We start from the raw sequence: 26,024 nt of genomic DNA, 5'->3' as shown, positions 1-26,024 counted from the left end.
CGCCGGCGGCTCACTCGCCGGCGAGCGGGTAGATCGGCCGGATGTCGATCGGGATCCCCGCGAGGCCGCCGAGCGCGTGCTGCATCGGCTCCGAGACCTCTCCGTACCTGGCGAGGAGCTCGCCGGCGGCCTGCCTGTCGCCGCGGTGCTGCACCATGCAGAGATCGCGGACGAGGCGGGTGATGGCGGCCTCGAGCTCCCCGGCGTCGACGGTGAAGCGCCGCGTCGCCGGGTCGAAGCGGGCGGCGCGCTCCTCGAGGAACCGGTTGATCTGGAGCGCGGCCCCCTTGCCGTGCGCCTCGGCCACGCCGAAGCGGGTGCTCCTGAAGAGCCCTGCGAAATAGGAGATGAGGAGCTTTTCCCTGAAATCGGCCGCGAAGTGGCCTCGCTGGATCATGAAGAGGACGTTGTAAGCGCCCATCACGTCGGCCTTGGCCTCCTCCAGCGCGGAGTACGTCGGGCCGAGCGCGATCCGCACCTCGACCCGCTCCCCGCTCACGGTCGTGAACGCAGGGCCGAGGCTGTGCGAGAGCTCGTGGAAGAGCGTCTCGTTGAAGAACGCGTCGGAGGACAGGTGATCGAGCTGCGCCGGGTCGAGGATGCGCTCGGCGATAGGGCGCATGATCAGCTCGAACTTCGTCTCGATGACGTTGCGGAGCAGGACCTTCTTGGCCCCCTTCTCGGCGCGGACGCGCTCGTCGTTCGGCAGGTTGAACGCGATCGTCTGGACCGATTTGCGGGCGTCGCCGGCGCTGAACACGAGGTCGACGACCTGGATGGGGCTCTCCCCGCCGCGCGCCGTCTTCACGTCCTCGGGGACAGGCAGGTTGCGCTCCATCTCCGGGAGGAGCTCCTTGTACTTCGAGAGCTTGCGGGAAGCGTCGGGGTCGCTCACCGTGACGAACGACTCGAACGAGGCCTTGAGGCCGAGGAGCTCGTCCTCGTAGGTCTCGTAAGGGCCGATGGTCACCTCGACGCGGCTGTCGAGGTCCATCCAGTCCTTGTCGGATGCATAGTAGTCGTCGGAGCGGAACGCGGCGGCCCGGGACCTCAGGAACCGCCTTAGGCTCTCGCTCGCGGTGAGCGCCGCGGCCTCCTCGAGGAGCGCGCCGGCGGGGCCGAGCCACGCGGCGTAGGCCTGGCTGTACGGCACGGCGACGAGCCGGCCCTGGTCCCGGCGGATGAGCGTGAACAGGCTGTTGAAGGCCTCCTTGTCGCCCGGGTGCTGCTCGACCCACGCGTTGAGCTCGTCGGCCGAGAGATCTTCCGGGTAGAAGCCAGCGCCAGGAGGATGGGGCCTGTCGATGGCGAAGGGGCGGTGGTGATCCTGCCTGTCCCACGGGCCGCGCATGATGTCGAAGTAGGCGAGCCTGTCCCGCCCCTCCGGGGTGCCGTCCGCGACGAGCTCCTCGCGGAGCTCCGGGTTCCCGGCGTAGGCCTGCCGATCGAACACGGGATCGAGCTGCCGCGAAGCCTCGATGAGCTTGCCGAGCGCTCTCCTCTCCGGCTCGGGCAGATCGTCGATGTCCGCGGTGAGCCTGGCCGGCGCGAACTGATTGACCTTCTCGGACAACATCGGGACCTCCTTATCTCATGAGATGAACTCCCCGGCTCAGGGGCGGCTCGCCGGGACCGGGTGGGCGTCGCGGTACTCGCGGATGGCCTCGGCTTCGTCGATGTCGTGCTTGAACCCGGTCGCGGCGCGGAACGCGGCCCCGTCCACGACGACGGGGTACTTGATGTGGGTCAGCGCCGCGCGAGGGAGCTTCGGCAGGCCGAAGCGGCCGAACGCGTTGCGCAGCACGAACTCGGGGAGGGGCAACGCCACACGGCCCGCCGCCCGGATGATGAGCGACAGGGGCACAGGCTGCGGGCCAGAGACGTTGTAGACGCCGCGGATGCGCTTCTCGAGGGCGAGGCAGATGGCGGTCACGACGTCCTGCTCGTGCATGAACTGGAACAGCGGGTCGAACCCGAGCACGTACGGGACGCGGGGGCCGCGGAGGAAGCTCGCCAGCGTGCCGTGGCCTGTCGGGCCGAGCGTGTAGCACATGCGGAGAACGGTCGTGCAGAGCTCGGGAGCGCGCCAGAGCGCCGTGCAGGCGTAGAGATCGGCCGCGACGAGGTCGGCGAGCTCGGGGAAGGTGGACACCGCCATCGGAGGATCCTCCTCCGTGTGGTAGAGCGGCGACTCGGGGCCGGCGCCGTAGTAGGTGTGTCGGCCGACGAAGATCACGTGTTCGACCCCGCAGGCGCGGCTGTTGTCGAAGACGACGCGCGTGCCGCCGAGGTTGATCCGATACCGCTCCTCCGTCTGCTCCACGAGGTGCGTCACGGTCGCCATGTGGATGACGGCCTGGGGCCGGGCCTTGCGGAACACGTCCTCCGCGGCGCGCTTCTGCAGATCCACGTTGTGCATCTCGACGCCGGCCGGGGCGGTCGGCCACGGCCGCCGGTCGATGCCGATCACCTCGTGCCCCTCCTCGAGGAGGCGCGTCGCGACCATGCGGCCCAGCTGGCCGGTGATCCCTGGGATGAGGACCCTCATGCGTGCTCCTTCGATGAGGCGGGCCTGGGCGGCGTGGCGCCGCGCCAGTCCACCGAAAGCTTCCCGCGGCGCCGCTTTCGCCCGTCCTCGATGAGCTCGGCGATCCTCGCCTTCACCTGCTCGACGTGGCCCAGGATCACCTCGTCTTCCTCGGCGCCGGTCCCGGCGAACGTCATCGGCTCGCCGTACGTGATCTCCAGCTGGACCGGCAGCGGCGCCGGGATGAGGTACGGGGTGATCGGGATGTACGGCACGCCGAACAGCCGGCCGATCGTGTACGAGTTGGCGATGGTCGGCACCGCCTCGCCGCCGCCGACGAAGCCGAAGGGGATGACGGGCGTCCTCGTCTTCATCGCGAGCCGGACGAACCCCGACCCGAAGTGCACGAGCGAGTTGCGCTCGCTGTAGAGCTTGGCGGTGCCGCGCGCCCCCTCGGGGAACACCATGAGCAGCCGCTCGTCCTCGAGGAGGCGGCTCGCGTGCTCGGGGAGGCCGGTGAACTGCCCTGTGCGGCTCGACCAGAGCGAGGTGAAGGGGAGGCGATTGATGAACTTCTCCGCCATCCCCTCGGCCAGACGCGGAGGATCCATCGCGAAGAACATCGACGCGACCACCATCGCCCCGTCGATGGCGACTCCCCCGCAGTGGTTGCCGACGAGCATTGCCCGCCCGCGCGCGGGGACGTTCTCCAGGCCCGTCACGCCCACCGAGAAGTAATGATGATAGAAGAAATCCAGGAGGGAGAAGAAGAGACCCAGGTGCTTCTGGGAGATGCCGTAAGGATCGACCCCGAAGCTGTTGAAAGGGATCTCCAGCCGCTGGACGCGCTGGGCAATCGAGTCGCTGACGAGCAGTGTCAAGGGTCACCCTCCGGGAGGCTTCGGCGCCCGGAGGGTATGCGCGATCGGGCGAGGAGCACAACCTCCGCCAACCGGCGCAAGAGGCAGCCGGCGCGGCGGAGCCATGGATCGCGCGCCGAGCGCCGGGCGCGCTCGTCGAGGATCACTCCTCGAAACATAACGCGCCGCGGCGACGCCTTCGCGACCGGTCGTCAACGGCCCGGCCGTGCGCTCGTCGCTGGATCGAGGCGCCGCGCGTCGCGCGCGTCGTGCGCGTGGTCATTGAGCAGCGGTGCTGCCCGCGGTATGGGGTCGGCCATGTCGATCCGATGCCGCGCTTCCGCGCTTTCCGGCCGTACGACCGGAGAACGTCCCTGCGACGCCCGCCGGGAGGTCGCCTCGTGACAGCGCTCGTGATCCGCCGGGCGGCGCCCACCGACGCCGCGCTGATCGCGGCGAACAACCGGGCGATGGCGCTCGAGACGGAGGGCAAGGTGCTGGATGCCGCCACCACCCTCCGCGGCGCCGCCGCGCTGATCGCGGATGCCTCCAAAGGGTTCTATCTGGTGGCCGAGCACGCGTCCGAGATGGCCGGGCAGCTGATGGTCACCTACGAATGGAGTGACTGGAGAAACGGTACTTTCTGGTGGATCCAGTCCGTCTATGTGACCCCCGCGCAGCGGCGCAGCGGGGTCTTCCGGGCGCTGTATCGGCGAGTCCACGAGATGGCGGCGGACGCGGGGGACGTGTGCGGTATCCGCCTGTACGTGGAGACCGCGAACGCGCGAGCGCAGTCGACGTATGTCGCGCTCGGAATGCGGCGTTCGCACTACGAGCTCTACGAGCTCGATTTGGCCTTCGGCTCGTCCTGAGGGGTCCGGCTCTCCTGGTTCGAACCAGGGGGGACGACCGCGGCCATCGACGGCCAGGAGCCCTTGACGAGGGCTCGCATCGCGGCCGTCTTCAGCGCCACCTCCCCGGGATCGAGGAAGACGCCGAGGGCCTGGCGGATGTGAGGGAGCGTGCGGATGAGATCGGCTGGCGTCATCGCTTCGGGCGGTGACACATCGCTCCGCTCGCAGGCCTCCTGGATGATCTTTCTGGCGAACGCGGGTGCGAGGCCACAGCACTCGACGACCTGCTCAAAAAGCGAGCGCATGAGCTGGTTCCCCCCCGGGGTAACGTCCGACGCGCGGCGCGTCTTTCACTTGGGCGAGCACATACCGCCCCACGACAAGAATAGCCTACCTCCCCTATCGCGCTCGTGAGGCGACCACTGACGTTCTGCTGTCTTCCGTGACCATGTAGGCGACGCCGTGCGTTCAATGTGCGATAGCGCGACCCGACGTCGCGTTATCGGCGCCGAGGTCGCGGGTGCGCGCGGTCGTCGGGGTGTTGGACGTGTCTCCATGGTCGGAGTGTTGGACGAGGCGGCGAAAAGGATCATGGCTCGGCCGGGGGGCCGCGCTGGATCCATGCGCACGTACCGTCTTGGGCTATCTCCGCGGTGACATCGTGCGTCACAGCCCTGTGTGCGTCACAGGCCGGATGGCTTGAAGGGCGTCCGGGAGGTCGTCCGCGGAGCGCTCCGCTTCGGCTCTGGCGCCTTTGGCGCGGTCTTCGGCGCCACGCTCCGAACGGTCGATGAGCGGGTGGCCGGCTTCGCCGTCGGGGCCGTGGCTCCGCTGGTCGTGCGCGTGTCGGGCCGGCTCGTCCTGGGCTTGACGGCCGCGGGCGGGGTCGCTCTGGAGCTCGGCCGCGGGGCGGGGCTCTGGGCGGCTCTGCCGGGAATCACGCCCTGAGCGGAGCTGTCGGGAACGGCGCCCCGAGCGGAGCCGCCGGGGACCGCGGACCCGGCCAGCTCGCCGGAATGCCCGGGCGCGGCCGTCTGGACCGGCCCGCTGGCCGCCGCGGCCGCGGGGAAGAAGGACGAGATCCGGGAGACAGAGGCGCTCTCCCCCGTGAAGGGAGCGGCTGGCTCTTTCTGGCCGGAGGCGAGAAAGGCGCCCGCCCCGACCGCGATCGCGACCGCGACCGCGCAGGCGCTGGCGAGCACGCGGCGGCGCGCGATGTGGTGCCGGCCGCGGGAGACGGCCTCGGAGACGACGGCGCCCAGCCCCGGCGCGCTGCCCTCGGCGCCCGAGCTGTCCTGCGCCGCCTCGACGCTCCGCTGGGTCAAAGGAGCGCGCTGGCTGAGGGGCAGACGATCGCTCAACGGAGAGCGCGGGCTCAGCGGATCGCTCAACGGAGAGCGCTGGCTCAGCGGCGATCGCCCCGACTTGGGCGCCGAGGCGGGAGCGCCCCGCGCGCTGACCGGCGCGGTGAGGCTCTCCGGCGGCCCGCGCAAACCGACCTCCTTGATGAGCGCCTCCACCGCCCGGGGCGACGACACAGCGAGGCCCGGCGTCTGCGTGGCTGCGTCTTCCAGCGCCTCGGCGAACGCCGCGGCGGTCGGGAAGCGATCGTCGGGGTCGGTGCGCAGCGCGCGCAGGCAGATCTGGTCGAGCGCGGCCGGCACCGACGGGACCACCCCGCGCGGCCCCGTGGGCGCGCCCTGGAGGATCTGCGCGAGCAGCGCGCCGTCGTTGTCGGCCTTGAACAGGCGCTCCTCCGTGAGCATCTCCCAGAGCACCACGCCGGCCGAGTACACGTCGCTGCGACGGTCGACGTTCGCGGCCCGGATCTGCTCGGGCGCCATGTAGGCGAGCTTGCCCTTGAGCGCGTTGCCCCGCGTCGACATGAGCCTCGTCTCGGCGCGGGCCACCCCGAAGTCGGTGATGCGCGCGATGCCGTCGACGCCGACGAGCACGTTCTGCGGCGAGACGTCGCGGTGCACGAGGTTGAGCGGCTCGCCCTCGCCCCCCGTGAGCTCGTGCGCGGCGTGGAGACCCGCGAGCACGTCGAGGAAGATGCGGAGCACGATCCCGAGCGGGACGGGCCGCTTCGCCCGCGCGCACGTGCGGAGCAAGGTGTGCAGCGACGGCCCCTCGATGTACTCCATGACGAGGAACAGCGGGTCCTCGACGAGATCGAACGTCGCGACGACATTGGGGTGGCGGACCCGCGCCGCGAGGCGCGCCTCGTCGAGGAACATCGCGACGAACTCGGGCTCCGCCGCGATGTGCGGGTGCATCATCTTCAGGGCGACGAGGCGCTCGAACCCGCCGGCGCCCACGGCCCGCCCGAGATACACCGTCGCCATGCCGCCTGACGCGATGGCGCGCAAGCTCTCATAGCGGCCCGCGTGCAAGGTCACGTGACCAGACTACACCATGCGTGGTGCGTTCTCCACGACTCCCGCGCCGCTCACGCGAGCCTCCTCCCACACGGCCGCGAGGAGAACCGGATTCTGTGTCGATGTGAGGTGCCCTGCGACCGATCGCCGAGCCCGGCGGCTCACGTGACCTGTCTCTCGGCGATCGGGGGCCGCGCTGCGCTGCGCTGCGCTTCCCTAGCCGCACGCGGTGGGAGCGCGATCAGCTCACGATCGGCAGCCGCCTGGCGGCCCGCCGTGAGCGCGCGCCGCCCTGCTCGCGCTCGCGCAACGCAAGGTCGTGCTCCATGATCGTTAGGGGGTTGTCGTAGGCAGGTAAAGGAAGATCCTGATTCTTCGCATAGACAGGGTGCCTACCGTGCTTCTTGTACCACTCGGCCACCGTGGCGTTGGCCTTCATCTTCTCGAGGATATTCCGCCATCCAGCCCCGGTGTTGTACGCACAGAAGCTGATCTCGCCGAGCTGCGTTCCGTACGGAATGATGCACATCTCGGTGCGGCGGAAGTCGTAATTGAACAGATCCTGGAACCACATGCCCGCGACGAAAAGGATCCGCCACTCGTACTCGCGGGCGTCGGCCTCGCCGGCGTGCGCGGCGCCCGTCTGGCTCATGAACTGCTTCAAGAGCGTCGCGAGGTGGAAGCCGGGCGGCGCCTTGTCCGGCTGGTAATGGCGCAGCAGCGCCGCGACGACCTGCGCCTTCGTGAGGGCGCGGCTGCGCCCCGCGTCGAAGATCGCGCGCAGGTCGGAGAGCAGCCCTTCGACATCGATGAAGTCGAGCAGCGGGACCATCTGCTTCGTCTTCTTGTGGACGAACAGCGCGGTCCCGATCCCGCAGTTCGGGTGGCAGCCGCAGTTGATCTGCCCCCAGTCCTTGTCGGGGCCGTCGAGGAGATCGGTCACGTTGCCGAAGGGGCTGAGCGCCGACAGGGGGAACCAGTCGCGCAGCGGGTCGGTCACGCCCGTCTGCCGGGCGATGTCGTGCGCGAGGTGGCTCAGCGTATAGCGCTGCTTCTCGCGCAGCTCGTCGGAGATGTCCTCGTCGCGGCCGGTGAAGCTGACCGGCTGGAAGCTGACGACGGTGATCTTGTCGGCGTTCTGGACCGCAAAGTCGATGATGGGCCCCACCTGATCGTTGTTGACCCCGTTGACGATCGTCACGACCAGGATGACGTCGATCCCGGCGGCCGAGAGCTCCTCGATCGCCCGCAGCTTCACGTCGTAGAGGTTCCCGATCTTCCGGTGGCCGTTCGCGGCGTTCGTGACCCCGTCGAACTGCAGGTACGCCATCCGGAGGCCCGCTTCCTTGGCCTTCCTGGCGAAGCCCGGCTCGTCCGCGAAGCGGATCCCGTTCGTCGCGCACTGCACCGCGAAGTAGCCCTTCTCGCGCGCGTACCGGATCGCGTCGAGGAAGTGCGGGCTCAGCGTCGGCTCGCCGCCGGAGAACTGGATCGACATCTGGCGGCGCGGGCGCACCGCCGCCGCGTCGTCCAGGATCCTCGTGATCTCCTCCCAGGAGAGCTCATGCACGTAGCCGACCTGATTGGCATCCATGAAGCACGGGTCGCACATCATGTTGCAGCGGTTCGTCAGGTCGACCGTGAGCACCGCGCCGCGACCGTAACGGATGGTGCTCGATCCGTGGTCGTGGATCCTGTCCTTCGTCATCTCGACGTCGCGGCCGCCGAAGAGGCGCTCGATCCGGGCCAGGAACGCCGGGTCGATCGAGATCGTGTCCGAGAAGAAGCCGTGCTTCGGGCACGTCTTCTCCATGACCACGCGCCCTTCGCGCGCGACGATGCTGGCGCGGATCTCCCCGGGCTTGTCCGTGATGAGCTTGGTCCAATCCGCCCTGCCACTCAGGATCTCGTCGCGCGCCTCCTTGACGCAGCGCGGGCACAGGCTGTCCGTCTCGCGAGGCCAGCCGAGCGGGGGCTTCGTGCGCTCGCCGCCCCTCGGGATCGGCTTGTCGCTCCACTTCGGGTGAAACGGCCTGGGCTCGCCGCCGAGGCGGCTCAGTCGCTGCAAGACCGGCCATGCCTTGCCGGCGGAGACCGTGATGGCCTTTTCCAGTGTCCGTACCAGGTCGATCAAGCGTCACCTCTCTCACAGCCGCATTTCGCGGCTGCACGCTAGGTCGACCTAGCGCGTGCTTCCATCAAATTCCAGGCTGTCACGCGGCGCTGACACGGCTCGGCCTGGGGCGTGACAGCGGGCCGTCGATCGCGGGATAGTGCGGCGCAGCAAATGCGATTCCTCCCTGGAACCCCCCGCGCCCTGGGCCTCGCCGCGGCGCTCGCGGCCACCGCGATGGCGGGCCCGGCAGCGCCTCAGCCGGTCGCGCGGACCGCCCGGGCGCCGCAGGCCGCGGAGGAAGGCGGCAAGGCGCCCGCGGGGGCCCAGGCCGGCGCGACGCCGCTGCGCGGCAGCCTCGGCGTGGCGGTCGGCGAGCGGCTGCTCTCGTCGAGCGACCCGGCGGCGCGGCTCCGCGGCATCGAGCGCCTCGGGGCGATCGGCACCGAGGAGGCGGTGAGCGCGCTGCTCGCCGCGCTCGATCAGCACGGCGCCCCGGGGGCGCGCGATCCCAGGACCCGCCTCGCGGCGGTGCGGGCGCTGGCGGCCCACGCGCAGCGCGACAGCGTGCGCCAGCTGCTCGCGCGCGAGCTCTCGGAGAGCGCGCCCGGGCGCGGCGCCGCGTCGCCGCTCGGCGAGGTGCTGCGCGGCACCGCCGCCCTCGCGCTCGCGCGCACGGGTGAGCGGCGCGCGCTCGGCGTGCTCGTGAACGCGATCGTGCAGGGCGGGGCCGCGGGCGAGGCCGCCGCGCGCGCGATCAAGGCGCACCCGCCCGCGTCGCTCCAGCTCCTGCTCGGCAGCCGCAAGCGGCTCGAGCCGGCGCTCGCGAGCTTCCTCGGCGATCTCGGCGATCTCCGGGCGATCGCGGCGCTCCGGCCGATGCTCGAGGGCGGCGACAGGGCGGCGCAGGTGGCCGCGGCGCGCGCCCTCGCGCGCCTCGGCGACGAGGCGGCGCTGGCGAAGGCCCGCGCGTGGCTCCGCAAGCCAGAGCCGGGGCTCTTCGAGCCGACGGCGGAGATCCTCGTGTACCTCGGCGCGCCGGAGGCGGCGGACGCCGTGGCCGCGCTGCTCGGATCCGAGCTCGGGCGGATGGAGGGGCTCAGGCTGGCCGAGCTCGGGCCGGCGGAGCGGCTCGTGCCGGCGCTCGCGCGCGCCCTCCCGCTGCTCGCCGACGACGCGCGGCCCCGCGCGGTCGCGGCGATCGGCCGCGCGGGCGGCGCGGAGGCGGCGCGGCAGCTGCGCCGGGTCCTGAGCGAGCGCCCCGAGCTGGCGACGGCGGCCGCGTTCGCGCTGGCGACGATGCCGGGGGCCGAGGCGCGGGCCGCGGTCGCGGAGCTCTTCGACGGCCCGCGCGCCGCGAAGGACGCGGACCTCCGCAGGCTCGGCCTGCGCGCCGGGGTGGTCCGCGGGCTCGTGCTGCGCGACGCGCCCGAGGCGCTCGAGAAGCGGCTGCTCGCCGCGCTCGCCGCGCCGAGCGGGTCGAGCGATCGCGCCGTCGGGGTGTTCGGCGCCGTGGCGCTCGGCCTCCGCGACGCGGTCGATGTCGTCGGCGCCTGCTCCCCGTCCTCCTGCGATCGCGCGGCGGTCCACGCGGCGGCGCGCGGCGCGCTCGCTCGGGGCGAGCGCGCCCTCGCCGCCCTCGCGCCGCTCTTCGCGGCGCTCGCGGCGTCGGGCGCCGGGTCGCCGCCCGGCGCCGCGAGCGCCGCGAAGAGCGGCGACGCGGCGCCCGACGCGGCGGCGATCTCCGCCGGCGTCGCGCTGCTCGCGGAGCCCGGGGGCGGGGCGCTCGCCACCTCGCGGCTCGCCGCCCTCGCGGAGGCGGGCGGACCGCTGTCGCCGCTCGCCGCCCGCGCGCTCGCGGCCCGCGACGACGAGGTGGTCCGCGGCAGGATCGAGCGGCTGCTCGAGGGGAGCGATCCCGTCGTTCGCGCGCACGTCGCGCTCGGCCTCGGGAGCGACCCGATGCCCGACAGCGTCTCCCTTCTCGCCCGCGCTTACCGCTTCGAGGACGACCCCGCGGTGCGCCGCGCGATCGTCCGCGGCCTGTCCCGGCGCACCGAGGTGCAGCGCAGGCGCGTCCTCGTCGCGGCGCGGGATCTCGATCCTGACGAAGGGGTGCGCGCGCTCGCGCGGGCCGCCCTCTCCGGCGCCGACGCGCGGGCCCTCGATCGGCCGCGCTCCGCGCTGGCGACGGGCGTCGTGTGGGTGGCCATCGTCCCGAACGACCGGAGCGCGTCCGGGAGCGCTTCCTCGCGTCCTGCACGGCTCGTCCGGCCGGATGGGCTCGCGGTCCCTGTCGTGGCCGATCCCGACGGCGTGCTCCTCGTGCCGGCGGTGCCGCCCGGCGCGAGCGCCGTCCTGCTTGCGCCGGCCGCACCCCCGGGGGACGCTGGCTCATGACGACGATGAGCAACGCGACGGACGAGGGCGGCGCGGGCGTGGAATCACGCGCCGAGTCACGCGCCGAATCGAGCGCGGAGCCCGGCGCCGCCGGGGCGCCGGCGAAGGCCGAGGCCGACCGCGCTCCGCGGAGCGGCGACGCGGGCGCCGGCGCGATGTCGTTCGAGGAGTCGACGCGCCGCCTCGCGAAGATCGTCGCGGAGCTCGAGGGCGGCGATCTGCCGCTCGAGCGCGCGCTCTCGCTCTTCGAGGAGGGCATCCGCCTCTCGCGGTCGGCGCAGGAGCGCCTCGATCGCGCGGAGAAGCGCGTCGAGGAGCTGCTCGGGATGGACGCCGACGGGCGCCCGGTGACGCGCGAGTTCGAGAGCTGAGCGGAAGAAGGGTGACATGAGGACCGCAGCGGCGCTGATCATCGGCAACGAGCTGCTCAGCGGGAAGATCGCTGACGAGAACCTGGTCGTGCTCGCGGGCACCCTGCGCGCGCTCGGCGTCAAGCTGGAGCGGGCGGTCATGGTGCTCGACGAGATCGAGGTGATCGCCGCCGAGGTGCGGGCGCTCGCGGCGTCGCACGACTGGGTCTTCACGAGCGGCGGCGTGGGCCCGACGCACGACGACCTGACGATCGCGGGCGTCGCGCGCGCGTTCGGCGTGCCGGTGGTCAGCGCGCCCAACATCGAGGGCCTCCTGCGCGATTACTACGGCGATCGGCTCACCGAGGGGCACCTGCTCATGGCCCGCATCCCGGAGGGCGCGCGGCTCGTGACCGGCGGCAGCGCCGCGTGGCCCGGGGTGGTGATGCGCAACGTGTGGATGCTGCCCGGCGTGCCGCAGATCTTCCGGGCGAAGCAGGCGCTCATCCAGGCGGAGCTCTCCGGCGGGGCGCCGTTCGTCTCGCTCGCGGTGTTCACGACCCTCGACGAGGGGCAGCTCAAGCCGATGCTCGACCGCGTGGTCGAGGCGCACCGCGACGTCGACATCGGCTCTTATCCGAGGTGGTCCGGCGTCGAGTACCGCACGAAGCTCACGTTCGACGGCCTCGTCGAGGCGAGGGTGCGCGCGGCGCGCGACGCCTTCGCCGAGAGCCTCCCCGCGGAGACGATCGTCCGCGTCGAGTGACGCGCGCCTCCGTTCCCGCTCCGGGCGAGGGCGCGACGGCGTGAGGGCCGGGAGGCCGCCAGGGCCTGGCGGCCGCCACCCTCCGCCGCCGCTCCGCCGCCTCGCCGTCGCGCGCGCCCCCGCGGCGCCCCGGGCGGGCAGGCGGGCCCGCCGCGTGCTTGTCGCTCGCGCATGAGCCCGTGGAAGCGCGCCCCCCTGCTGTCCGATCACCTCCCCGAGACGTGCACCGACGACCCCTCGGCGCTGGCCGCCTTCATCGGCCCGCGCGAGCGAGCGCTCGAGGAGGGGATCTGGTCGCTCGGCGACGCCGACCTGCTCGCGATCGTGCTCGGCACAGGGCTGGTCGGCACCCCCGTGACGCTCGTCTCCGCCGCGCTCCTCTCGCGCTTCGCCGGGCTGGAGGGGCTCGCGCGGCTCGGCCCGCACGCGCTCGCCGAGCACCCCGGCCTCGGGCTCGCGAAGGCGCTCCGGATCGCCGCGTCGCTCGAGCTCGGGCGGCGCGCCTTCGAGCGCGCGGTGCGCCCGCGGCCTCCGGTGCGCACCTCGGCCTCGATCGCGGCGTGGTGCGCGGCGCAGCTCGGACCGCTCGATCACGAGCAGATGTGGGTGATCTCGCTCGACGGCCGCAACGGGATGAGGGGAGCGCGCAGGGTCGCGCAGGGCGGGCTCCACGGCTGCTCCGTCACGGCCAGGGACATCCTTCGCGCCGCGCTCTCGGACGCGGCCTCGGCGCTCGTGCTCGTGCACAACCACCCGAGCGGCGACTCGGCGCCGTCGCCCGAGGACGTGGCCATGACCAACGCGGTCGCCGCCGCCGGCGAGGTGATCGGCGTGCCGCTCGTCGACCATGTCATCCTCGCGCCGGACGGGCACTACTCCTCGCTGCTCGATCTCGGGATGATCGCGCCCGGCGACGCGCCGCGCGGCGCCGCCCCGCCGAGCCGTGGCTAGGCGCGCTGGCCGACGAGGAGGCCGTGCCGCTCTCCGCCCGGCGCCCCTCCGGTGCCTGGCACGCTCGCGAACCGCAGCGTCGCGCCGCCCCAGTCGACCGACGGGCTCCCCTTCAGCAGCGAGGTATAGAGCGCGCTCGCCTGCGTCATCGGGCAGCCGATCGCCTCGCGCACGAGCGTGAGCGACGCGCCCGTCGCGTAGCTGACCGGCGCCTGCCGGCCGTCCTCGCCGATCACCGTGACCTTGAAGACGTCGTCCTCGGCGCGCGCGGCGCGGTCCGGATCGGTCAGCGCGAGGTGCAGCGCCTCGATCGCGCCGCTCCCGGGGCCATTGTTCGGGGAGTCGAGGGTCACGTGGAGCTCGAGGAGCGGCGCCGTGTAGCGGACGATCTGCCGCGCCGCCGCGCCCTCCGCCGTCGCGGGCGCCGCGCGCGCCTCGCGGCGCCTGAGCTGCGCCTCGATGACGAGCGCCGACCGCGCGAGCTCCCGCTCCGTCTTGCCGAGCAGCCGGCGCGCGCGCATCTCGGCGAGCGCGCGCTGCAGCACCTCGCGGTTCCTCGCCGCCTGCTCGTGGCTCCGCTCGCGCGCGAGCAGCGCCTCGAGCTCGCCCAGCGCTCGCGCGTGCTCCCCGATCGACGCGAGCGCGTCCGCGAGCGTGAGCCGGGCGTCGGCGAACGAGGGCGCGCGCCTCACCGCCTCGCGGTAGGCCGCGATGGCCGGCGCGATCTCCCGCCGCGCCTCGTGCGCGAGCCCGAGCGCGAAGGCCGCCCGCGCGTCCTCCGGCGCGGCCTCACACGCGCGCGCGAGCCAGCGCGCCGCCTCGTCGTAGAGGCGCAGATCGTACAGCACGACCCCGAGCTCGCGCAGCGCCCGCGGATCGGGCGGCTCGATCGCCGCGCCCCGCCGGAGCTCCGCGGCCGCCTCGTCGAGCCGGCCGAGGCGGACCAGGGCGCGGGCGTAGGCGAGGCGCGCCTCGATCAGCTCCTCCTCTCCCTCCTCCCCTCCGCCGAGCTCCACCCCACGCGCGAGCGCCCTCGCCGCGTCCGCCCAGCGCTCCTCCGCCGCGTACGCGGCCCCGAGCGCGAGCCACGCCCCCGCGTCGTCCGGCGCGCCCGCGACGTGCCCCTCGAGCCCGGCGATCCCGCCGGCCATGTCTCCGCGGCCTAGCAGATCGAGCGCGCGCGCTCGCTGCGCTCCGGACGACGTCATGGCGGCAGCGTACGCCGGCGCGGCGGCGCGGGTCGAGCGCCCGAGCGGGCAGGGCCTCACCCGCGGCGGGGCCTCACCTGCGACGGGGCGTCACCCGCGCCTTCGGCGTCAGTAGCCCTGCGGGAGATCGCCCGCCAGGCACGAGACGGTGTTCGGCGCCCCGCGCGACGACCACTTGGCGCCGGTCGGCACCCCGCCGTCGAAGCGCACGCCCTCGTGTGGATCCCACGACGGCGTCTCGCCCGGGCGCAGCGAGTGCGTCCCGCTCTGGTAGAACGCGATGATGTACGTATGCCCCGCGACGCGGCAGCCGAGCCGCCTCGCGAGCGCCTGCGCGAAGGACCGGCCGGTGTGGCCGAAGGCGCTGCAGCAGCGGAGCCACACGACGGCGTCCGGCCCCGCGAGCTCGGCCCTCAGGGCGTCGAGCGCGTCATCAAGCGGCGAGCCGGGCCGGAGCGCGGCCTCGTCGAGCCGCGTCGCGCCCATGCGCATGTACCCCCAGCCGCCGTGCCCCCAGGCCTGCAGCGACGCGATCTTCCGGCCGCGCTCCCGCGCCGCGCGCGCCGCCCAGCCGAGCGCCTCGGCCCAGCTCGCGGCGGACTGCCACGCGTCGGCCGCGCCCGTCATGCGGTGCAGCAGCGCGCCGGCGCGCCAGATCGGCGTGAGCCCGATCGTCGCGCCCACGGCCTCGCCCAGGACCTCGAGGTCCCCGGTCTCGGCGGAACCGGCGGCGTCCGCCGCAGCTGGGTGCGCGCGCGCCGCCGCGCCATCGCGACGTCTCGCGCCGTTTGCCCGCCGCGCGTTACCCCACCCGACGTCGGTGTTATCGAAGAGGACGAGCCGCATACAACCCCCCATTCTACGCGCTCCGAATGTACCGCCGCTCGTAACCTCGGCCACGCGGTCGATTCCCCACCCGCCCCCCGAGCGCCTCCCGACGCCGCTCCTCCTCGCGCCGCGCCGCGCCGCACGCGCCGTACGTCAGCGAGCACGCCCCGGGCGCGGCGAGGGCGCGATGGACGGGAGGAGGTCGTCCGTCGACGTCCTCCACCGTCTAGTTCGCGGTGGGCGCAATCGGTAGTGATTTCCTCCCGCGCCCTCGGTTAGCCTGCCCGAACCGATGGGCCTGTCCGAAAACATCAGGTTTTATGCGGCGACCGACGTCGGCCGCATGCGGGACCACAACGAGGACAACTACCTCGTCGACAAGAAGCTCGCGCTCTTCGTGGTGGCCGACGGGATGGGCGGGCACGCCGCAGGCGAGGTCGCGAGCGCGCTCGCCGTCCGCATCATCCACGAGGAGCTGAAGAAGGAGCGGGACCTCATCGAGAACCAGGCGCGCAGCAACGTGCGGCGCGCCGCGATGAAGGAGGTCCTCAGCCTGCTCGAGCACGCCGTCCAGCGCGCGTGCGCCCGGATCCACGAGGAGGCGAAGGCCGACGCGACGAAGCGCGGCATGGGCACGACGCTCTCCGCGCTCCTCATCGCCGGCTCGCACGGCTACATCGCGCACGTCGGCGACAGCCGCATCTACCTCCTCCGCGAGGGCCGCATCCAGCAGGTCACCGAGGACCACACCGTCTACAACGAGCTCATCAAGCGCGGGAAGCTCACGCGCGATCAGATCGAGAAGGTCGCGCAGAAGAACGCGATCACGCGCGCCGTCGGCGTGTACGAGCGCGTCGAGGTCGACACGCTCACGATCGAGGTGCTCCCGGGCGACCAGTTCCTCCTCGCGTCGGACGGGCTCCACGGGTACATCGCGCACACCGCGGAGCTCGAGCCGTTCTTCGAGGAGGAGAACGGCGAGGTCGCGGCGAACGGCCTCATCGATCTCGCGAACAGGAAGGGCGGCAAGGACAACATCACCGCGATCCTCGTCCGGCTCGGCCAGGGCGACCACCGCGACAGCGTCCGCGCCCGGCTGCTCGCCCTGAAGCGCGACGTGCTCGCGAAGATGCCGCTCTTCGCGCGCCTGCAGGAGCGCGAGATGCTCCGGGTCATGCAGGTCGCCGAGGTGCTCTCGTTCGAGCCCGGCCAGATCGTGGTGCGCGAGGGCGATCGCGGCGACGAGCTCTTCATCGTGCTCTCGGGCCTCGTCCGGATCATCCGCGGCGAATCGGTGCTGAGCGAGGTCGGCCCGGGCGAGCACTTCGGCGAGATGGCCCTCATCCGCAGCATGCCGCGCTCGGCCACCGTCTCGGCCGTGGAGCAGAGCGAGCTCATCGCCGTCCGGCGCGCCGATTTCTTCGAGATCCTCCGCAAGGAGCACGAGCTCGCCGTGAAGCTGCTCTGGCAGTTCCTGGGGGTGCTCGCCGACCGGCTCGATCAGACGTCGCGCGACCTGAGCACCGCCCGCGAGGAGCTCGCCGCGGAGGACATCACGAGCGAGATCTTCCCCGACAGCGAGGAAGGGAAGAGCCCGTTCGCCTCCGAAGAGCGCTCCTTGGCGCGCTGAGCGGCGCCCCCGCGGCCACGGCCGCGCGGAACGGAGCGGAACGGAGCAGAACGGAGCGGATTGCCGCGGCGGGAGCGGCGGGGCGCGGCCGCGCGAGCCGGGCGAGCGATTCGCGGATTGACACCCTCCTGCCCCGGCCGGTAGCGTCCGTCCGACGGATAACCATGAGCATGCACGGCAGAAGGTACTGCGAAGGCCATCTCGCTCGCGTCGCCATCAATGTGGCTGGGGGCTCGGCGTTCGCGTCGCTCGCGGCCCTAGCGGCGGCTCTCCTCGCGGCGTCCCCCGCGGCCGCCGACGAGCCGCGGAGCGCCACCGAGCCGCGGCTCATGATGGAGACCGGCGAGATCACGAGCGTCGTCGACGCCTTCGACGACGGCGACACCTTTGATCTGAACTTCAGCTTCGGCTTCGAGTACGCGTCGAAGAGCGCGAAGATCCGGCGCGAGACGAGCATCGCCGGGCCGGGGCTGTCGTCGGGCGGCTACACGTCGAACCTGCTCAACGTCGCGACCTACAACGAGGCGACCTCGAAGCTCAACCTGCGCCTCGACGTCGGCCTCTACCGGGACCTGGCGCTCTACCTCAGGATGCCGCTCATCCTGAACCACGCGCGCGAGCTCACCGACCTCAACGGCAGCGCCGGGGCGGAGGCGCAGGCCGTCGCGCTCGCGGGGGCCCCCGGGGAGCAGCTGTTCCAGATGCCCTTCACGTCGCCGAACCGGAGCGGCATCGAGTACCTCGCCGTCGGCCTCGACGTGAACATCATGAACCAGGCGCGCGACCGGACGAAGCCGACCTGGCTGTTCGGGGTCGAGGGGCGCTTCCCCGTGAGCGAGCCGATGCACGCCTGCACCGAGTCGCCGAAGAGCGGCCAGGTGAAGTGCGCCGATCCGTCGGACGTCAACCGGAACAACAGCAGCGACAGCGAGTTCGAGGGGCAGAGGGTCGCCCAGCGCGACCCAGGCGTGTCGCGCGGCACCATCGGCCTCGAGGTCCACACGTACCTGTCGAAGCGGATCAAGTACGTCGAGCCGTACGGCGGGTTCAAGGCGCTGTTCGAGTTCCAGCAGGAGTCGAGCGACTACGGCCTCACCGACCTGAAGACGTCGCTGGTGAACCACCCGCCGCTCGTCGGCAGCGTGATGCTCGGCGTGCTGATCGTCCCCTGGGAGAACCGCGAGAAGTACACCGGGCTCACGCTCGATCTGCGCTTCACCGGCGAGTACCACTCCGAGGGGCGCGACTACTCGGAGCTGTTCGACGCCCTGGGCTCGAGCGACGCGAGCTCGCTGCGCCAGCCGCAGTGGGCGGCGTTCCGCGACAACGACGCGTACGACCCCGACCTGTGCAGGACGGGCGACGCGAGGGCCTGCTCGCCGTCGATCGTCGACGAGGGCTCGCAGCGGACGTACTTCACGGGGCTCAGCGACGTCCAGCCGTACGGCTCGTACCGCGCCTCGGCGAGCGTGACGTGGCGGGCGGCCGAGCTCGTGAAGTTCCAGATCGGCGCGGGCTTCCGCCATGACGGGGGGCACGGCATCGGCGGCGACCAGCCGTGCAACTCCCAGTTCAAGGACAGCCTCGGGGCGGCAGGGCCTTGCCGCCGCCAGGACGCGGACGGGCGCCTCACCGTCACCGGCAGCCCGAACCCCAACTACCGCCCGACCATCAACGCGGTCGGCCGCCGCTTCTACGTCAACGACAGCAACACGTTCGACCTCTTCGCGAGCGGCACGTTCATGTTCTGATCGACGCCCCGAGCGGCGTGGCCACGCGGCGAGCGCCGCTGTTGGCCGAAGCAGCAACCCCATGATCGACCCCTGGCACCTCCGCGGTGGCGCGGGCGCCCTGGCGCTCGCCGCGGCGCTCGCCGCGGCGCTGCCAGCGTCGGCTCAGCCTGAAGGCGCGGCGTTGCCCGCCCCGACTCGGCCTGTAGACGCGGCGTCACCCGCGCGCTCCGGAGGAGACGAGCGACCGTCGCCGCGACCCGATCGGCCGTCGCGATCGGCCGTGGTGCTCGCGACCGCCGTCGCGCCCGAGGCCGAGGAGCGCGCCGCGCCGCTCGCCAGCGCGCTCGACGCGCTCCTGTCGGACACGGCGCAGGACCTCGGCCTGTCGGTGGATCTGGCGGGCCGCGTCGCCTCGCGATCGCGCCCCGACGAGGCCGAGCTCATCGAGCGCGCGCGCTCCGGCGACGAGCTCGTCATCGCGCCGAGCCTCGAGCTGCGCGGCGACGAGGTGGAGCTCAGGCTCGCCGTTGCGTCCGGCGGATCGAGGTCGCTGAGGGTGCGGGTCGAGCGCGTCGCGCGGGACGACCTCGCGGTGCGCGCCGCGGTGATGCTCCGCGATCTCCTGGCCGAGCTCGACGCCGGCGCCGCCGCGGGCCCTGCGTCGGCCCGCGAGGCGCCGTGCCCCGAGCGGTGCCGCGGGCGCCTCGCCACGCCGGCGCGCAGCATGGGGAAGGCGACGCTCGCGGCCAACGCGACGCTCTACGGAGGCCTCGTGGGCTTCTCGATCCAGCGATCGAGCGGCTCGGACGATCCGCGCCTGCTCTACCCGCTCCTGGCGGTCGGCGCCGGCATCGGGCTCGGCGGTGCGATCATCATCGCGGAGGAGTGGGACGTCGGCGTGGCCGACGCGTGGTACCTCGGGTCCGGCACGTGGTGGCCGACGATCGCGGGGCACCTGATCTACCAGGGCCGCTTCGCGCAGCACGCGGCGGATCCGGCCCAGGAGCGCTGGGCGTCCGGGCTGATCGGCGGGACCGCCGGGATCACGCTGGCGGCGCTCGGGCTCTCGCTGGGCCGGATGTCCGAGGGCGGCGCGCTGATGGCGCAGTCGGGCGGCGGGCTGGGGCTCATGCTGGGCGGGCTCGTCGAGTGGGCGGGGCGGGGCGACGTGCAGCGGACGCCGATCGCTGGGATGGGTTACGGCGCAGCGCTCGGCTGGCTGGCGGCGGCCGCGGCGGCCACGCAGCTCGACGTCACGCCCTCGGAGATCCTGGCGATCGACGTGGGCGCGATGCTCGGCGGGCTGGGCGCCGCCGCGTTGGCCAGCCCGCTCGTGTTCGAGTCCCCGACCGAGGCGCAGCAGCGGGCCTGGGTCGGCGCCACGGCGGCGGGCTTCCTGATCGGGGCGGGCGTCGCGTGGCGCGTGACCCGCCCTGCCGGCGCCGGAGCCCGCAGCGCGGGCCCCTCGTGGAACCGGTACGGCCTGCCCATGCTGGGAGTGATAGGAGAGAGCGTGGTCGGGAGCCGGCGAGCGCCCGCGCTCGGCCTCGGGTGGCAGGGGGCGATTCCGTAGGAGCTATGAAGATCACGATCACCGAGCTGGATGCAGGGACGCGCCTCGACAAGCTGCTCGTGCAGCTTCTCCCCGGGCTGGGGCGTGCGGGCGCGAAGCGGCTGTTCTCCGAGGGGCGCGTGCGCGTCCTCGGCGTTGGGAAGAGCGGCGCCGGCCGGCGCGCGTCGAAGGGCGACGTGGCGGCGGCCGGCGAGGTGCTGGAGGTCGACGTCGAGCCGACGGAGGCCTCCGGCGCGGCGACGCCGGATCCTTCCGCGCCGCTCGACGTGGTGCTCGAGCGCGACGACCTCGTGGTGGTGAACAAGCCCGCCGGGGTGCCGACGGCGCCGCTCCATCCGGGCGAGCGCGGGACGGTCGCGAACGCGCTCGTGGCGCGGTACCCCGAGATGGCGGGCATCGGCTTCTCTCCGCGGGAGCCCGGGCTGTGCCACCGGCTGGACACGGACACGAGCGGCCTCGTGCTCGCGGCGCGCACGGCCGCGGCGTTCGCGGCGCTCGGCGCCGGGCTGAAGGAGGGGCGGCTCGACAAGCGCTACCTGCTGATCTGCCAGATCGGCGATCTTCCCGAGATGGGCTCGATCGAGGTGCCGCTCGCGCCGCACCCGAAGGACAAGAAGCGGGTCTACCCGTGCATCCACCCGCGCGACGTGGCGCGATACGCCCCGAGGCCGGCCGCGACGATGTACAAGCGCGTGCGGCAGGTGGGGCTCTGGGAGCTCGTCGAGGCGCGGGCCCCGCGGGCGCTGCGGCACCAGATCCGGGCGCACTTCGCGTCGGTGGGGCACCCGCTGGCCGGCGACGTGCTCTACGGCGGGCCCGCGGTGGAGGGGCTGAGCCGCCACGCGCTGCACGCGCACTACATCGGGTGGGGCGGCAGCGACGCGGTGCCTGCGTTCGTGGTGACGTCGTCGCTGCCCGCGGACATGGCGGCGCTGGTCGGCGAGGCCTGAGCCGCGCGCCGCGCCGCGTCGCCTCAGCGCGCGCGCGCCTCGACGACATGGCCGTCGACGTCGCGCGCCCGCGCCGTGATCTGGAGATCGTCGGCCGTCGCCGTCCCGCCGAGATCGCTGAAGCGGAACCCGATCACGTACGCCGCGGACTGCGCGTTGAACTTCGCCGGCTCGATCCGGATGCCTCCGAGGCTCTGTTCGTCGATGGTCGTGGCGTCTCCTTCCCCAGTATATTTGCGGTTCCACTCCTCGTAGTTGAACACGCGCTCCTCGATGACCTCCCCGGTCGACCGGCTGGACGTCGCGACCGCGAGCTCGACGAGGCCCGGGGAGATGCCTGGCAGGGTGGCCTCGACCTCGACCGAGACGCTCGACGTGGAGTCCTCGTCGGTGCGGCGCACGGAGAGCGCCGGGGGCAGCCCGCCCGGCGTGGGGAGGAAGCGGAGCGGGTGCACGCAGTACGCCTTCTCGTGCCCTCCCTCGCGGATCTCGAAGTGCAGGTGGGGGAACAGGCTGCTGGCGGCGAGCCCGGTATAGCCGATGTGCTGACCGCGCCCGACCTGATCGCCGGTCTCGACGAGCGGCATCGTCAGGTGGATATAGTTGCTGTAGAGGCACGCGCCCGGCTGATCGCAGTGCTCGATCTGCACAACGACGTCCTCGAAATCCTGGTAGCGGCCTGCGCGTATCACCTTTCCGTCGGCGACCGCGTACACCGGGGTGCCCATCACGGTGGGGATATCGATGCCGCGGTGGAAGTCGTAGACGCCATCGCGCGAGGTCTGCAGGCGGGGACCGAAGCTCGACGACATCGGCTGGATCTCGTCCGTCCCCCCGATCGGCCACACGAGGTCTGGGCCTTCAGGCTCCGAGCCGCAGCCGGCAGCGAGCGCGGAGAGGGCCAGCACGGGCGCGAGAGACGATGGCTTCATGGTGGCAAATCCGTGGCGCATGGGCTCCGCGCAGGTGGCGAGTCCACGGCGCAGCGCCCACACGCAGGCTATCGAAGCAGCGCGCGGAAGTCGAGGTCAGGGGTGCTGTGATGGATCCATGCGGCGCCGCCATCGACGTCGCTCGATTCCTCGCCTGCGGAGCAGCCTTTCGGCGCTGCGCGCGTGTACGATGGTGCGATGTCGCCGCGCGCGCGTCGAGCGAGGTGTCCTCTCCAGGCCGCGCCGATCCTCGCGGCCTGCGCGGTCGCCCCGGCCGTGCTGGCGCCGCGCAGCGCTTCCGCGCAGCAGCTGGCGGAGGCGGCGCCCGGGCGCGCCCCGCCGCGGTCGGCCTGGCCGAGCGACCCGCCCGGCGCCGGCGGCGCGGGCGAGGAGCCGGCGCGCCGCGGCCCGGAGACGCCCTATTTCCCCGTCAACCTGTCGCTCATTTTCCCGCTGAGCACCAACGCTACGGCGCCCGATCTCGCCACCCACCTCGATCTCGCGCTCCTGCTCGGGCGCGTCGGGTTCGTGGACGGCGCCCAGGTCGGCCTGTTCTCGTGGACGTCGGGGGATCTGCGCGGGGTCCAGCTCGGGGTCGCGAGCGTCGTCTCGGGGCGCGCCGAGGGGCTGCAGCTCGCGGGCGGCTTCGCCTTCGCGGACGCCCCGCTCGCGGGGGTGCAGCTCGCGGGGCTCTTCGGCTGGGCGAGCACGACGGTCACCGGCGCGCAGATCGCCGGCGTCGCCAACCAGACGTACGCCGACGTCGACGGCCTGCAGGCGGCCGGCGCCGTCAACGTCGCTCGCGGGCAGGTGACGGGCGTGCAGGCGGCCGGCATCAACATCGGCCGGGTCGATGGGCTCCAGATCGGCGCCATCAACGTCTCGCAGGAGCAGCGCGGGCTCCAGATCGGCATCATCAACGTGGCCCGCAAGATCGACGGCCTCCAGATCGGCGTCATCAACGTGACCGACAACCTCAAGGGGGAGTCGCTCGGCCTCATCCCGCTGCCGCGCGAGGGGGGGATCCGGCTCGCGCTCTGGGGGAGCACCGGCCTGCACGGCAACGTCGGCCTCAAGTTCTCGAGCCGGTATGCCTACACGATCCTGAGCTTCGGGCTCCACAGCGAGCCGCGCGCGCTGGAGGCGCCGGACGTGCCGAACGTCGACGGCGGGCGCGCGGCGGAGCGCGAGCCCCTGTACGCCGTGGGCCTCGCGATGGGCTCGCGCCTGCCGCTCGACGTCGAGGACCTCTCGCTGAGCGCCGACGTCGGCGCCTACCACCGCGGCCCGTTGCAGGGGTCTCTCCCCGGGCGAAACGAGGTGCTGAAGGCGCGCGTCTCGGCCTCGTACGCGCTTGCGGAGCGCCTCTCGCCGTTCGTCTGCGCCGGCGGCTACGTGACGTTGCGGGGCGAGGGCGCGCTCGAGGTCGGCGGCGGGCCCGAGCTCTGCCTCGGCGTCGAGCTCGGCCTGCTCGACGCCGCTCGGCGTGTTCGCGCGCCCGCCGCGCCCGCTGCCCTCGCGGGCCGCGGCGGCGCGCTCAGGGCGTCGCCGGGGCCAGCGCGTACGACCGGTGCGTCATCGTCACGCCGAGGCTCGTGAGCGCCGGATCCGTGGCGGTGCAACGCACGAAGCTCCAGTCGTTCGGCGTGGCGAACGCGAACCCGAGGGAGCTGTCGGCGACGGTGCCCTCCCACTCGATGAGCGACACGTCGTCGAGGAACGAGGTGGCCTCGCCGCTCGCCGGCACACCCGCCCTGAAATAGAACCGGACCGAGCCCGCGTTCGCCGGCGGGGTCAGGTCGACGGTGAACGGCTGCCAGCCGTAGGTGCCTGCCGCGCGCGTGAACACGACGCTGTTCGACACGCTGGTCCCGCCGCTCGTGTACCAGTAGACCTGCACACGCATCTGGCCGGCGTTGTTTCCCTTCATGTAGCCGGTCAGCGTCAGCTTGCGGCCGGGCTCGAACTTGACGCGGTTGTTCATATAGGTCGAGACCTCGGATGTGCTGCTCGACTTGCGCAGGAACACCATCGCGCCGGTCCCGCCGTGGACGACGCTGTTCTCGATGTAGCGGTATTCGCTCATCGACCACATCGAGCCTTCGTGGGAGGTGTCGTCGACGTCGCCGTCCTCGAAGTCGCCGTAGAGCATGATCTCCCGGCCGTAATCGCAGCTCGCGGCGGCCGTCGTCCGGACGGCGGCGAGCGAGTCCGCCGGGGTCGAGCGCAGGTGCGCGAGGGGGCCTGTACGGCGGCTCGTGAGCGGCACGCTCCGCGTCTCGACCGCATCGCTCGTCGTGTACTGCGAGGCGTTGCTCGCCGCGGCGGCCCGCGGGCCGCTCGGGAACACGACCGCCCCGGTCAGGCCGTCCGCCGCCTCGCCGGGCGCGGGCGCCGCCGGCAGCGTCGTGGAGAGGTGGCCGATGTGGCGGATCGCCCGGCCGAGCCAGGCGCCGCCCACGAGCTTCGGGACGTAGTCCTCGTTCTGGAACGGGATGAGCTGCACGCGGTGCACCGCTCGGTTGCCGCTCGCGTCCTCGTCGATGTCGATGGCGGCGAGGTACGACTGGTACGTCTCGAAGACGTCCTGATCGAAGACCATGTTGCCGAGCGACATGAAGATATAGCGGGGGCCGGCGCCGGCGTTGTACAGCCCGATGCCGTGGATCGTGTGCGGGTGGTGCGCCACGACCATGCCGGCGCCCTTCTGGACGAACTGGGTGAACCGCCGCCGCATGCCGGACGACGGATAGTCGCTGTACTCGATGCCTCCGTGCAGCACCGGGATGGCGAAGCGCCCGACCGCGTCCTCCGCCATGAAGTCGCTGATCTCCGTGAGGCTGAGCTCGAGCGCGCCGGCCTTGGGAGGGGGCCCGTCGGAGGCGGTGAGCGTGTACTCCGGGAGCGTCGTCCCGTCGTTGACGAGCTGGTTGAACCCCTGGAAGGCCACGTCGACGCCGCGGAGCGTCCGGTAGAGCACGGTGCCCTTCGCCATCGTCTCGTCGAGCCCCGCGCCGAACCAGTCGAGGCCGGCGTTCGGGACGGCGGTGAGCGTGTCGGCGACGCCTGCCCCCAGGTAATCGAACATGTGGTTGTTGCCGAGGCTCACGGCGTCGACGCCGGAGAGCGCGAGCGCCCTGACCGTCTCGGGGTAGGAGAAGAACGTGAACGACTTGTAAGGGTGGGGCGTCTGCGGGTTGGCAGTGACGGGGCACTCCAGGTTGACCTGGGTGTAGTCGGCCGACGAGAGGACGTCGCGCAGGAACGAGAGGATCGCGCTCGCGTCGGCTTGCCGTGTCGCGGGGCGGATCAGATCGCCCACCTCTCCCTCGACGCCGTCCTCGTCGCTGTCGATGAAGCGCCGACCGAACATCGTGTCGCCTCCCACGAGGATCCGGGCGCGGCCCGCGCGCTGCTCCGTCAGCACGAGGCGGCCGACCCCGGCGGCCGCCTCGGCGAGCGGCAGGTGCAGATCGGCAGGGACGATCTCGCTGTAGTACCCGTCGACCTCGACGTGCAGCAGGACCGAGCGCCGCGCGAGCGCCGGCAGCGTGAACGCGCCCGCGCCGTCGGTGAACGCGATCTCGCCGTGGTTGACCGCGCCGCTCCCCCAGCCGATGGCCGTCACCTCCGCCCCCGCGATCGGCGACCCCGCCTCGTCGACGACGACGCCGGTCACGTCGATGGGGGCCGCCGCGTAGGTCGCGTCGTACGCGGCTTCCGTGGCGTCGAACTGGTACGCCGCCAGCGCATCGCCCGCAGCGAGCCAGGCGCAGGCCGCAGCACACACGGACAGCGGCGTGGAGTTGATGACACGGACAAGGGGTCTTTCTGCCATGTTCGCTCCCGATCGGTTGGGGCCTGTTCGAGGACAGATGATCTCAACAGGCGTGATGGGTGCCAGAGCTCCTTCAGGGCCGGCTCAACACGTGCATCAACACATGCAAATGTGCCGTGTGACCAAACTC

Annotated in this window: 20 protein-coding genes; 10 read left to right on the top strand and 10 right to left on the bottom strand. The window is 72.5% G+C overall.

Translation table 11 applies throughout. From position 1 onward, the window contains the following. Nucleotides 1–10: 10 nt before the first annotated feature. The 3 genes from WMF46_RS34095 to WMF46_RS34085 are packed head-to-tail and all read right to left on the bottom strand — an operon-like array spanning nt 11 to nt 3,408. Nucleotides 11–1,576 carry a dipeptidyl-peptidase 3 family protein gene (locus WMF46_RS34095; RefSeq protein ID WP_437981019.1) on the bottom strand — a complete coding sequence of 522 codons (1,566 nt, stop codon included), beginning with the start codon at nt 1,574–1,576 and terminating at the stop codon, nt 11–13. A 36-nt stretch (nt 1,577–1,612) separates the two neighbouring features. Continuing rightward, nucleotides 1,613–2,548 carry an SDR family oxidoreductase gene (locus WMF46_RS34090; RefSeq protein ID WP_437981018.1) on the bottom strand — a complete coding sequence of 312 codons (936 nt, stop codon included), beginning with the start codon at nt 2,546–2,548 and terminating at the stop codon, nt 1,613–1,615. After that, a complete protein-coding gene (locus WMF46_RS34085) occupies nt 2,545–3,408 on the bottom strand; it encodes a lysophospholipid acyltransferase family protein (RefSeq protein WP_437543916.1) in 864 nt (287 codons plus the stop codon). Before WMF46_RS34085 ends, WMF46_RS34090 begins: the two co-directional genes overlap by 4 nt. A gap of 380 nt (nt 3,409–3,788) precedes the next feature. Between WMF46_RS34085 and WMF46_RS34080 the strand changes: the two genes are divergently transcribed. Beyond that, nucleotides 3,789–4,259: a GNAT family N-acetyltransferase gene (locus tag WMF46_RS34080; protein ID WP_437981017.1), complete on the top strand. Its 471-nt coding sequence runs from the start codon at nt 3,789–3,791 to the stop codon at nt 4,257–4,259. On the opposite strand, the gene WMF46_RS34075 is transcribed toward WMF46_RS34080, so the two are convergent. The 3 genes from WMF46_RS34075 to WMF46_RS34065 form a co-directional block, all read right to left on the bottom strand. Then, nucleotides 4,226–4,546: a hypothetical protein gene (locus WMF46_RS34075; protein ID WP_437294315.1), complete on the bottom strand. Its 321-nt coding sequence runs from the start codon at nt 4,544–4,546 to the stop codon at nt 4,226–4,228. The two genes, WMF46_RS34080 and WMF46_RS34075, sit on opposite strands and share 34 nt — an antisense overlap. A gap of 378 nt (nt 4,547–4,924) precedes the next feature. Next, complete coding sequence (locus WMF46_RS34070; protein ID WP_437981016.1) at nt 4,925–6,643, bottom strand: protein kinase domain-containing protein; 1,719 nt, start codon at nt 6,641–6,643, stop codon at nt 4,925–4,927. A gap of 220 nt (nt 6,644–6,863) precedes the next feature. Further along, nucleotides 6,864–8,690, bottom strand: coding sequence for a radical SAM protein (locus tag WMF46_RS34065; RefSeq protein ID WP_437981015.1), 1,827 nt, complete (start codon nt 8,688–8,690; stop codon nt 6,864–6,866). A gap of 219 nt (nt 8,691–8,909) precedes the next feature. On the opposite strand from WMF46_RS34065, the gene WMF46_RS34060 reads away from it, so the two are divergent. From WMF46_RS34060 to radC, 4 genes are all read left to right on the top strand, one after another. Then, complete coding sequence (locus tag WMF46_RS34060; protein WP_437981014.1) at nt 8,910–11,135, top strand: HEAT repeat domain-containing protein; 2,226 nt, start codon at nt 8,910–8,912, stop codon at nt 11,133–11,135. Then, nucleotides 11,132–11,506 carry an exodeoxyribonuclease VII small subunit gene (gene xseB / locus WMF46_RS34055; RefSeq protein ID WP_437543907.1) on the top strand — a complete coding sequence of 125 codons (375 nt, stop codon included), beginning with the start codon at nt 11,132–11,134 and terminating at the stop codon, nt 11,504–11,506. Before WMF46_RS34060 ends, xseB begins: the two co-directional genes overlap by 4 nt. Nucleotides 11,507–11,522: 16 nt before the next feature. After that, a complete protein-coding gene (locus WMF46_RS34050) occupies nt 11,523–12,251 on the top strand; it encodes a competence/damage-inducible protein A (RefSeq protein ID WP_437903719.1) in 729 nt (242 codons plus the stop codon). Between the two features lie 171 nt (nt 12,252–12,422). Next, nucleotides 12,423–13,202, top strand: coding sequence for a RadC family protein (radC, locus tag WMF46_RS34045; protein WP_437543903.1), 780 nt, complete (start codon nt 12,423–12,425; stop codon nt 13,200–13,202). On the opposite strand, the gene WMF46_RS34040 is transcribed toward radC, so the two are convergent. Both WMF46_RS34040 and WMF46_RS34035 read right to left on the bottom strand, forming a co-directional pair. Continuing rightward, complete coding sequence (locus tag WMF46_RS34040; RefSeq protein WP_437981013.1) at nt 13,199–14,410, bottom strand: tetratricopeptide repeat protein; 1,212 nt, start codon at nt 14,408–14,410, stop codon at nt 13,199–13,201. The two genes, radC and WMF46_RS34040, sit on opposite strands and share 4 nt — an antisense overlap. A gap of 108 nt (nt 14,411–14,518) precedes the next feature. Next, nucleotides 14,519–15,256, bottom strand: a complete 738-nt coding sequence (locus tag WMF46_RS34035; protein ID WP_437981012.1) for a hypothetical protein — start codon at nt 15,254–15,256, stop codon at nt 14,519–14,521. A gap of 274 nt (nt 15,257–15,530) precedes the next feature. Between WMF46_RS34035 and WMF46_RS34030 the strand changes: the two genes are divergently transcribed. From WMF46_RS34030 to WMF46_RS34015, 4 genes are all read left to right on the top strand, one after another. Beyond that, the gene (locus WMF46_RS34030) at nt 15,531–16,868 is read left to right on the top strand and encodes a Stp1/IreP family PP2C-type Ser/Thr phosphatase (RefSeq protein WP_437981011.1); all 1,338 of its coding nucleotides are present in this window, start codon (nt 15,531–15,533) and stop codon (nt 16,866–16,868) included. A 170-nt stretch (nt 16,869–17,038) separates the two neighbouring features. Next, nucleotides 17,039–18,619, top strand: a complete 1,581-nt coding sequence (locus tag WMF46_RS34025) for a hypothetical protein (protein ID WP_437981010.1) — start codon at nt 17,039–17,041, stop codon at nt 18,617–18,619. Between the two features lie 61 nt (nt 18,620–18,680). After that, nucleotides 18,681–20,174, top strand: a complete 1,494-nt coding sequence (locus WMF46_RS34020) for a hypothetical protein (protein ID WP_437981009.1) — start codon at nt 18,681–18,683, stop codon at nt 20,172–20,174. 5 nt (nt 20,175–20,179) lie between these two features. Then, the gene (locus WMF46_RS34015; RefSeq protein WP_044966392.1) at nt 20,180–21,124 is read left to right on the top strand and encodes an RluA family pseudouridine synthase; all 945 of its coding nucleotides are present in this window, start codon (nt 20,180–20,182) and stop codon (nt 21,122–21,124) included. A 23-nt stretch (nt 21,125–21,147) separates the two neighbouring features. On the opposite strand, the gene WMF46_RS34010 is transcribed toward WMF46_RS34015, so the two are convergent. Further along, nucleotides 21,148–22,056: a M23 family metallopeptidase gene (locus WMF46_RS34010; protein ID WP_437981008.1), complete on the bottom strand. Its 909-nt coding sequence runs from the start codon at nt 22,054–22,056 to the stop codon at nt 21,148–21,150. A gap of 198 nt (nt 22,057–22,254) precedes the next feature. On the opposite strand from WMF46_RS34010, the gene WMF46_RS34005 reads away from it, so the two are divergent. Continuing rightward, nucleotides 22,255–23,655, top strand: coding sequence for an LA_2272 family surface repeat-containing protein (locus tag WMF46_RS34005; RefSeq protein ID WP_437981007.1), 1,401 nt, complete (start codon nt 22,255–22,257; stop codon nt 23,653–23,655). On the opposite strand, the gene WMF46_RS34000 is transcribed toward WMF46_RS34005, so the two are convergent. Beyond that, nucleotides 23,594–25,894 (bottom strand): CapA family protein, encoded by a 2,301-nt coding sequence (locus WMF46_RS34000; protein ID WP_437981006.1) that lies wholly within the window; start codon nt 25,892–25,894, stop codon nt 23,594–23,596. The two genes, WMF46_RS34005 and WMF46_RS34000, sit on opposite strands and share 62 nt — an antisense overlap. Nucleotides 25,895–26,024: the final 130 nt, after the last annotated feature.

Origin of the sequence: Sorangium sp. So ce117 (assembly GCF_051524395.1) — a bacterium.
Taxonomy (GTDB): Bacteria; Myxococcota_A; Polyangia; order Polyangiales; family Polyangiaceae; genus Sorangium; species Sorangium cellulosum_B.
The sequence above is the reverse complement of the archived record's forward strand: the minus strand, read 5'-3'. Positions and strand labels throughout refer to the sequence as shown.

What these genes read in the sequence shown, in the direction of transcription:
- WMF46_RS34095 (WP_437981019.1), bottom strand. Translation starts at nt 1,576, where the DNA reads ATGTTGTCCGAGAAGGTCAATCAGTTCGCGCCGGCCAGGCTCACCGCG.
- WMF46_RS34090 (WP_437981018.1), bottom strand. Translation starts at nt 2,548, where the DNA reads ATGAGGGTCCTCATCCCAGGGATCACCGGCCAGCTGGGCCGCATGGTC.
- WMF46_RS34075 (WP_437294315.1), bottom strand. Translation starts at nt 4,546, where the DNA reads ATGCGCTCGCTTTTTGAGCAGGTCGTCGAGTGCTGTGGCCTCGCACCC.
- WMF46_RS34060 (WP_437981014.1), top strand. Translation starts at nt 8,910, where the DNA reads ATGCGATTCCTCCCTGGAACCCCCCGCGCCCTGGGCCTCGCCGCGGCG.
- xseB (WP_437543907.1), top strand. Translation starts at nt 11,132, where the DNA reads ATGACGACGATGAGCAACGCGACGGACGAGGGCGGCGCGGGCGTGGAA.
- WMF46_RS34050 (WP_437903719.1), top strand. Translation starts at nt 11,523, where the DNA reads ATGAGGACCGCAGCGGCGCTGATCATCGGCAACGAGCTGCTCAGCGGG.
- radC (WP_437543903.1), top strand. Translation starts at nt 12,423, where the DNA reads ATGAGCCCGTGGAAGCGCGCCCCCCTGCTGTCCGATCACCTCCCCGAG.
- WMF46_RS34040 (WP_437981013.1), bottom strand. Translation starts at nt 14,410, where the DNA reads ATGACGTCGTCCGGAGCGCAGCGAGCGCGCGCGCTCGATCTGCTAGGC.
- WMF46_RS34035 (WP_437981012.1), bottom strand. Translation starts at nt 15,256, where the DNA reads ATGCGGCTCGTCCTCTTCGATAACACCGACGTCGGGTGGGGTAACGCG.
- WMF46_RS34030 (WP_437981011.1), top strand. Translation starts at nt 15,531, where the DNA reads ATGGGCCTGTCCGAAAACATCAGGTTTTATGCGGCGACCGACGTCGGC.
- WMF46_RS34025 (WP_437981010.1), top strand. Translation starts at nt 17,039, where the DNA reads ATGCACGGCAGAAGGTACTGCGAAGGCCATCTCGCTCGCGTCGCCATC.
- WMF46_RS34020 (WP_437981009.1), top strand. Translation starts at nt 18,681, where the DNA reads ATGATCGACCCCTGGCACCTCCGCGGTGGCGCGGGCGCCCTGGCGCTC.
- WMF46_RS34015 (WP_044966392.1), top strand. Translation starts at nt 20,180, where the DNA reads ATGAAGATCACGATCACCGAGCTGGATGCAGGGACGCGCCTCGACAAG.
- WMF46_RS34010 (WP_437981008.1), bottom strand. Translation starts at nt 22,056, where the DNA reads ATGAAGCCATCGTCTCTCGCGCCCGTGCTGGCCCTCTCCGCGCTCGCT.
- WMF46_RS34005 (WP_437981007.1), top strand. Translation starts at nt 22,255, where the DNA reads ATGTCGCCGCGCGCGCGTCGAGCGAGGTGTCCTCTCCAGGCCGCGCCG.
- WMF46_RS34000 (WP_437981006.1), bottom strand. Translation starts at nt 25,894, where the DNA reads ATGGCAGAAAGACCCCTTGTCCGTGTCATCAACTCCACGCCGCTGTCC.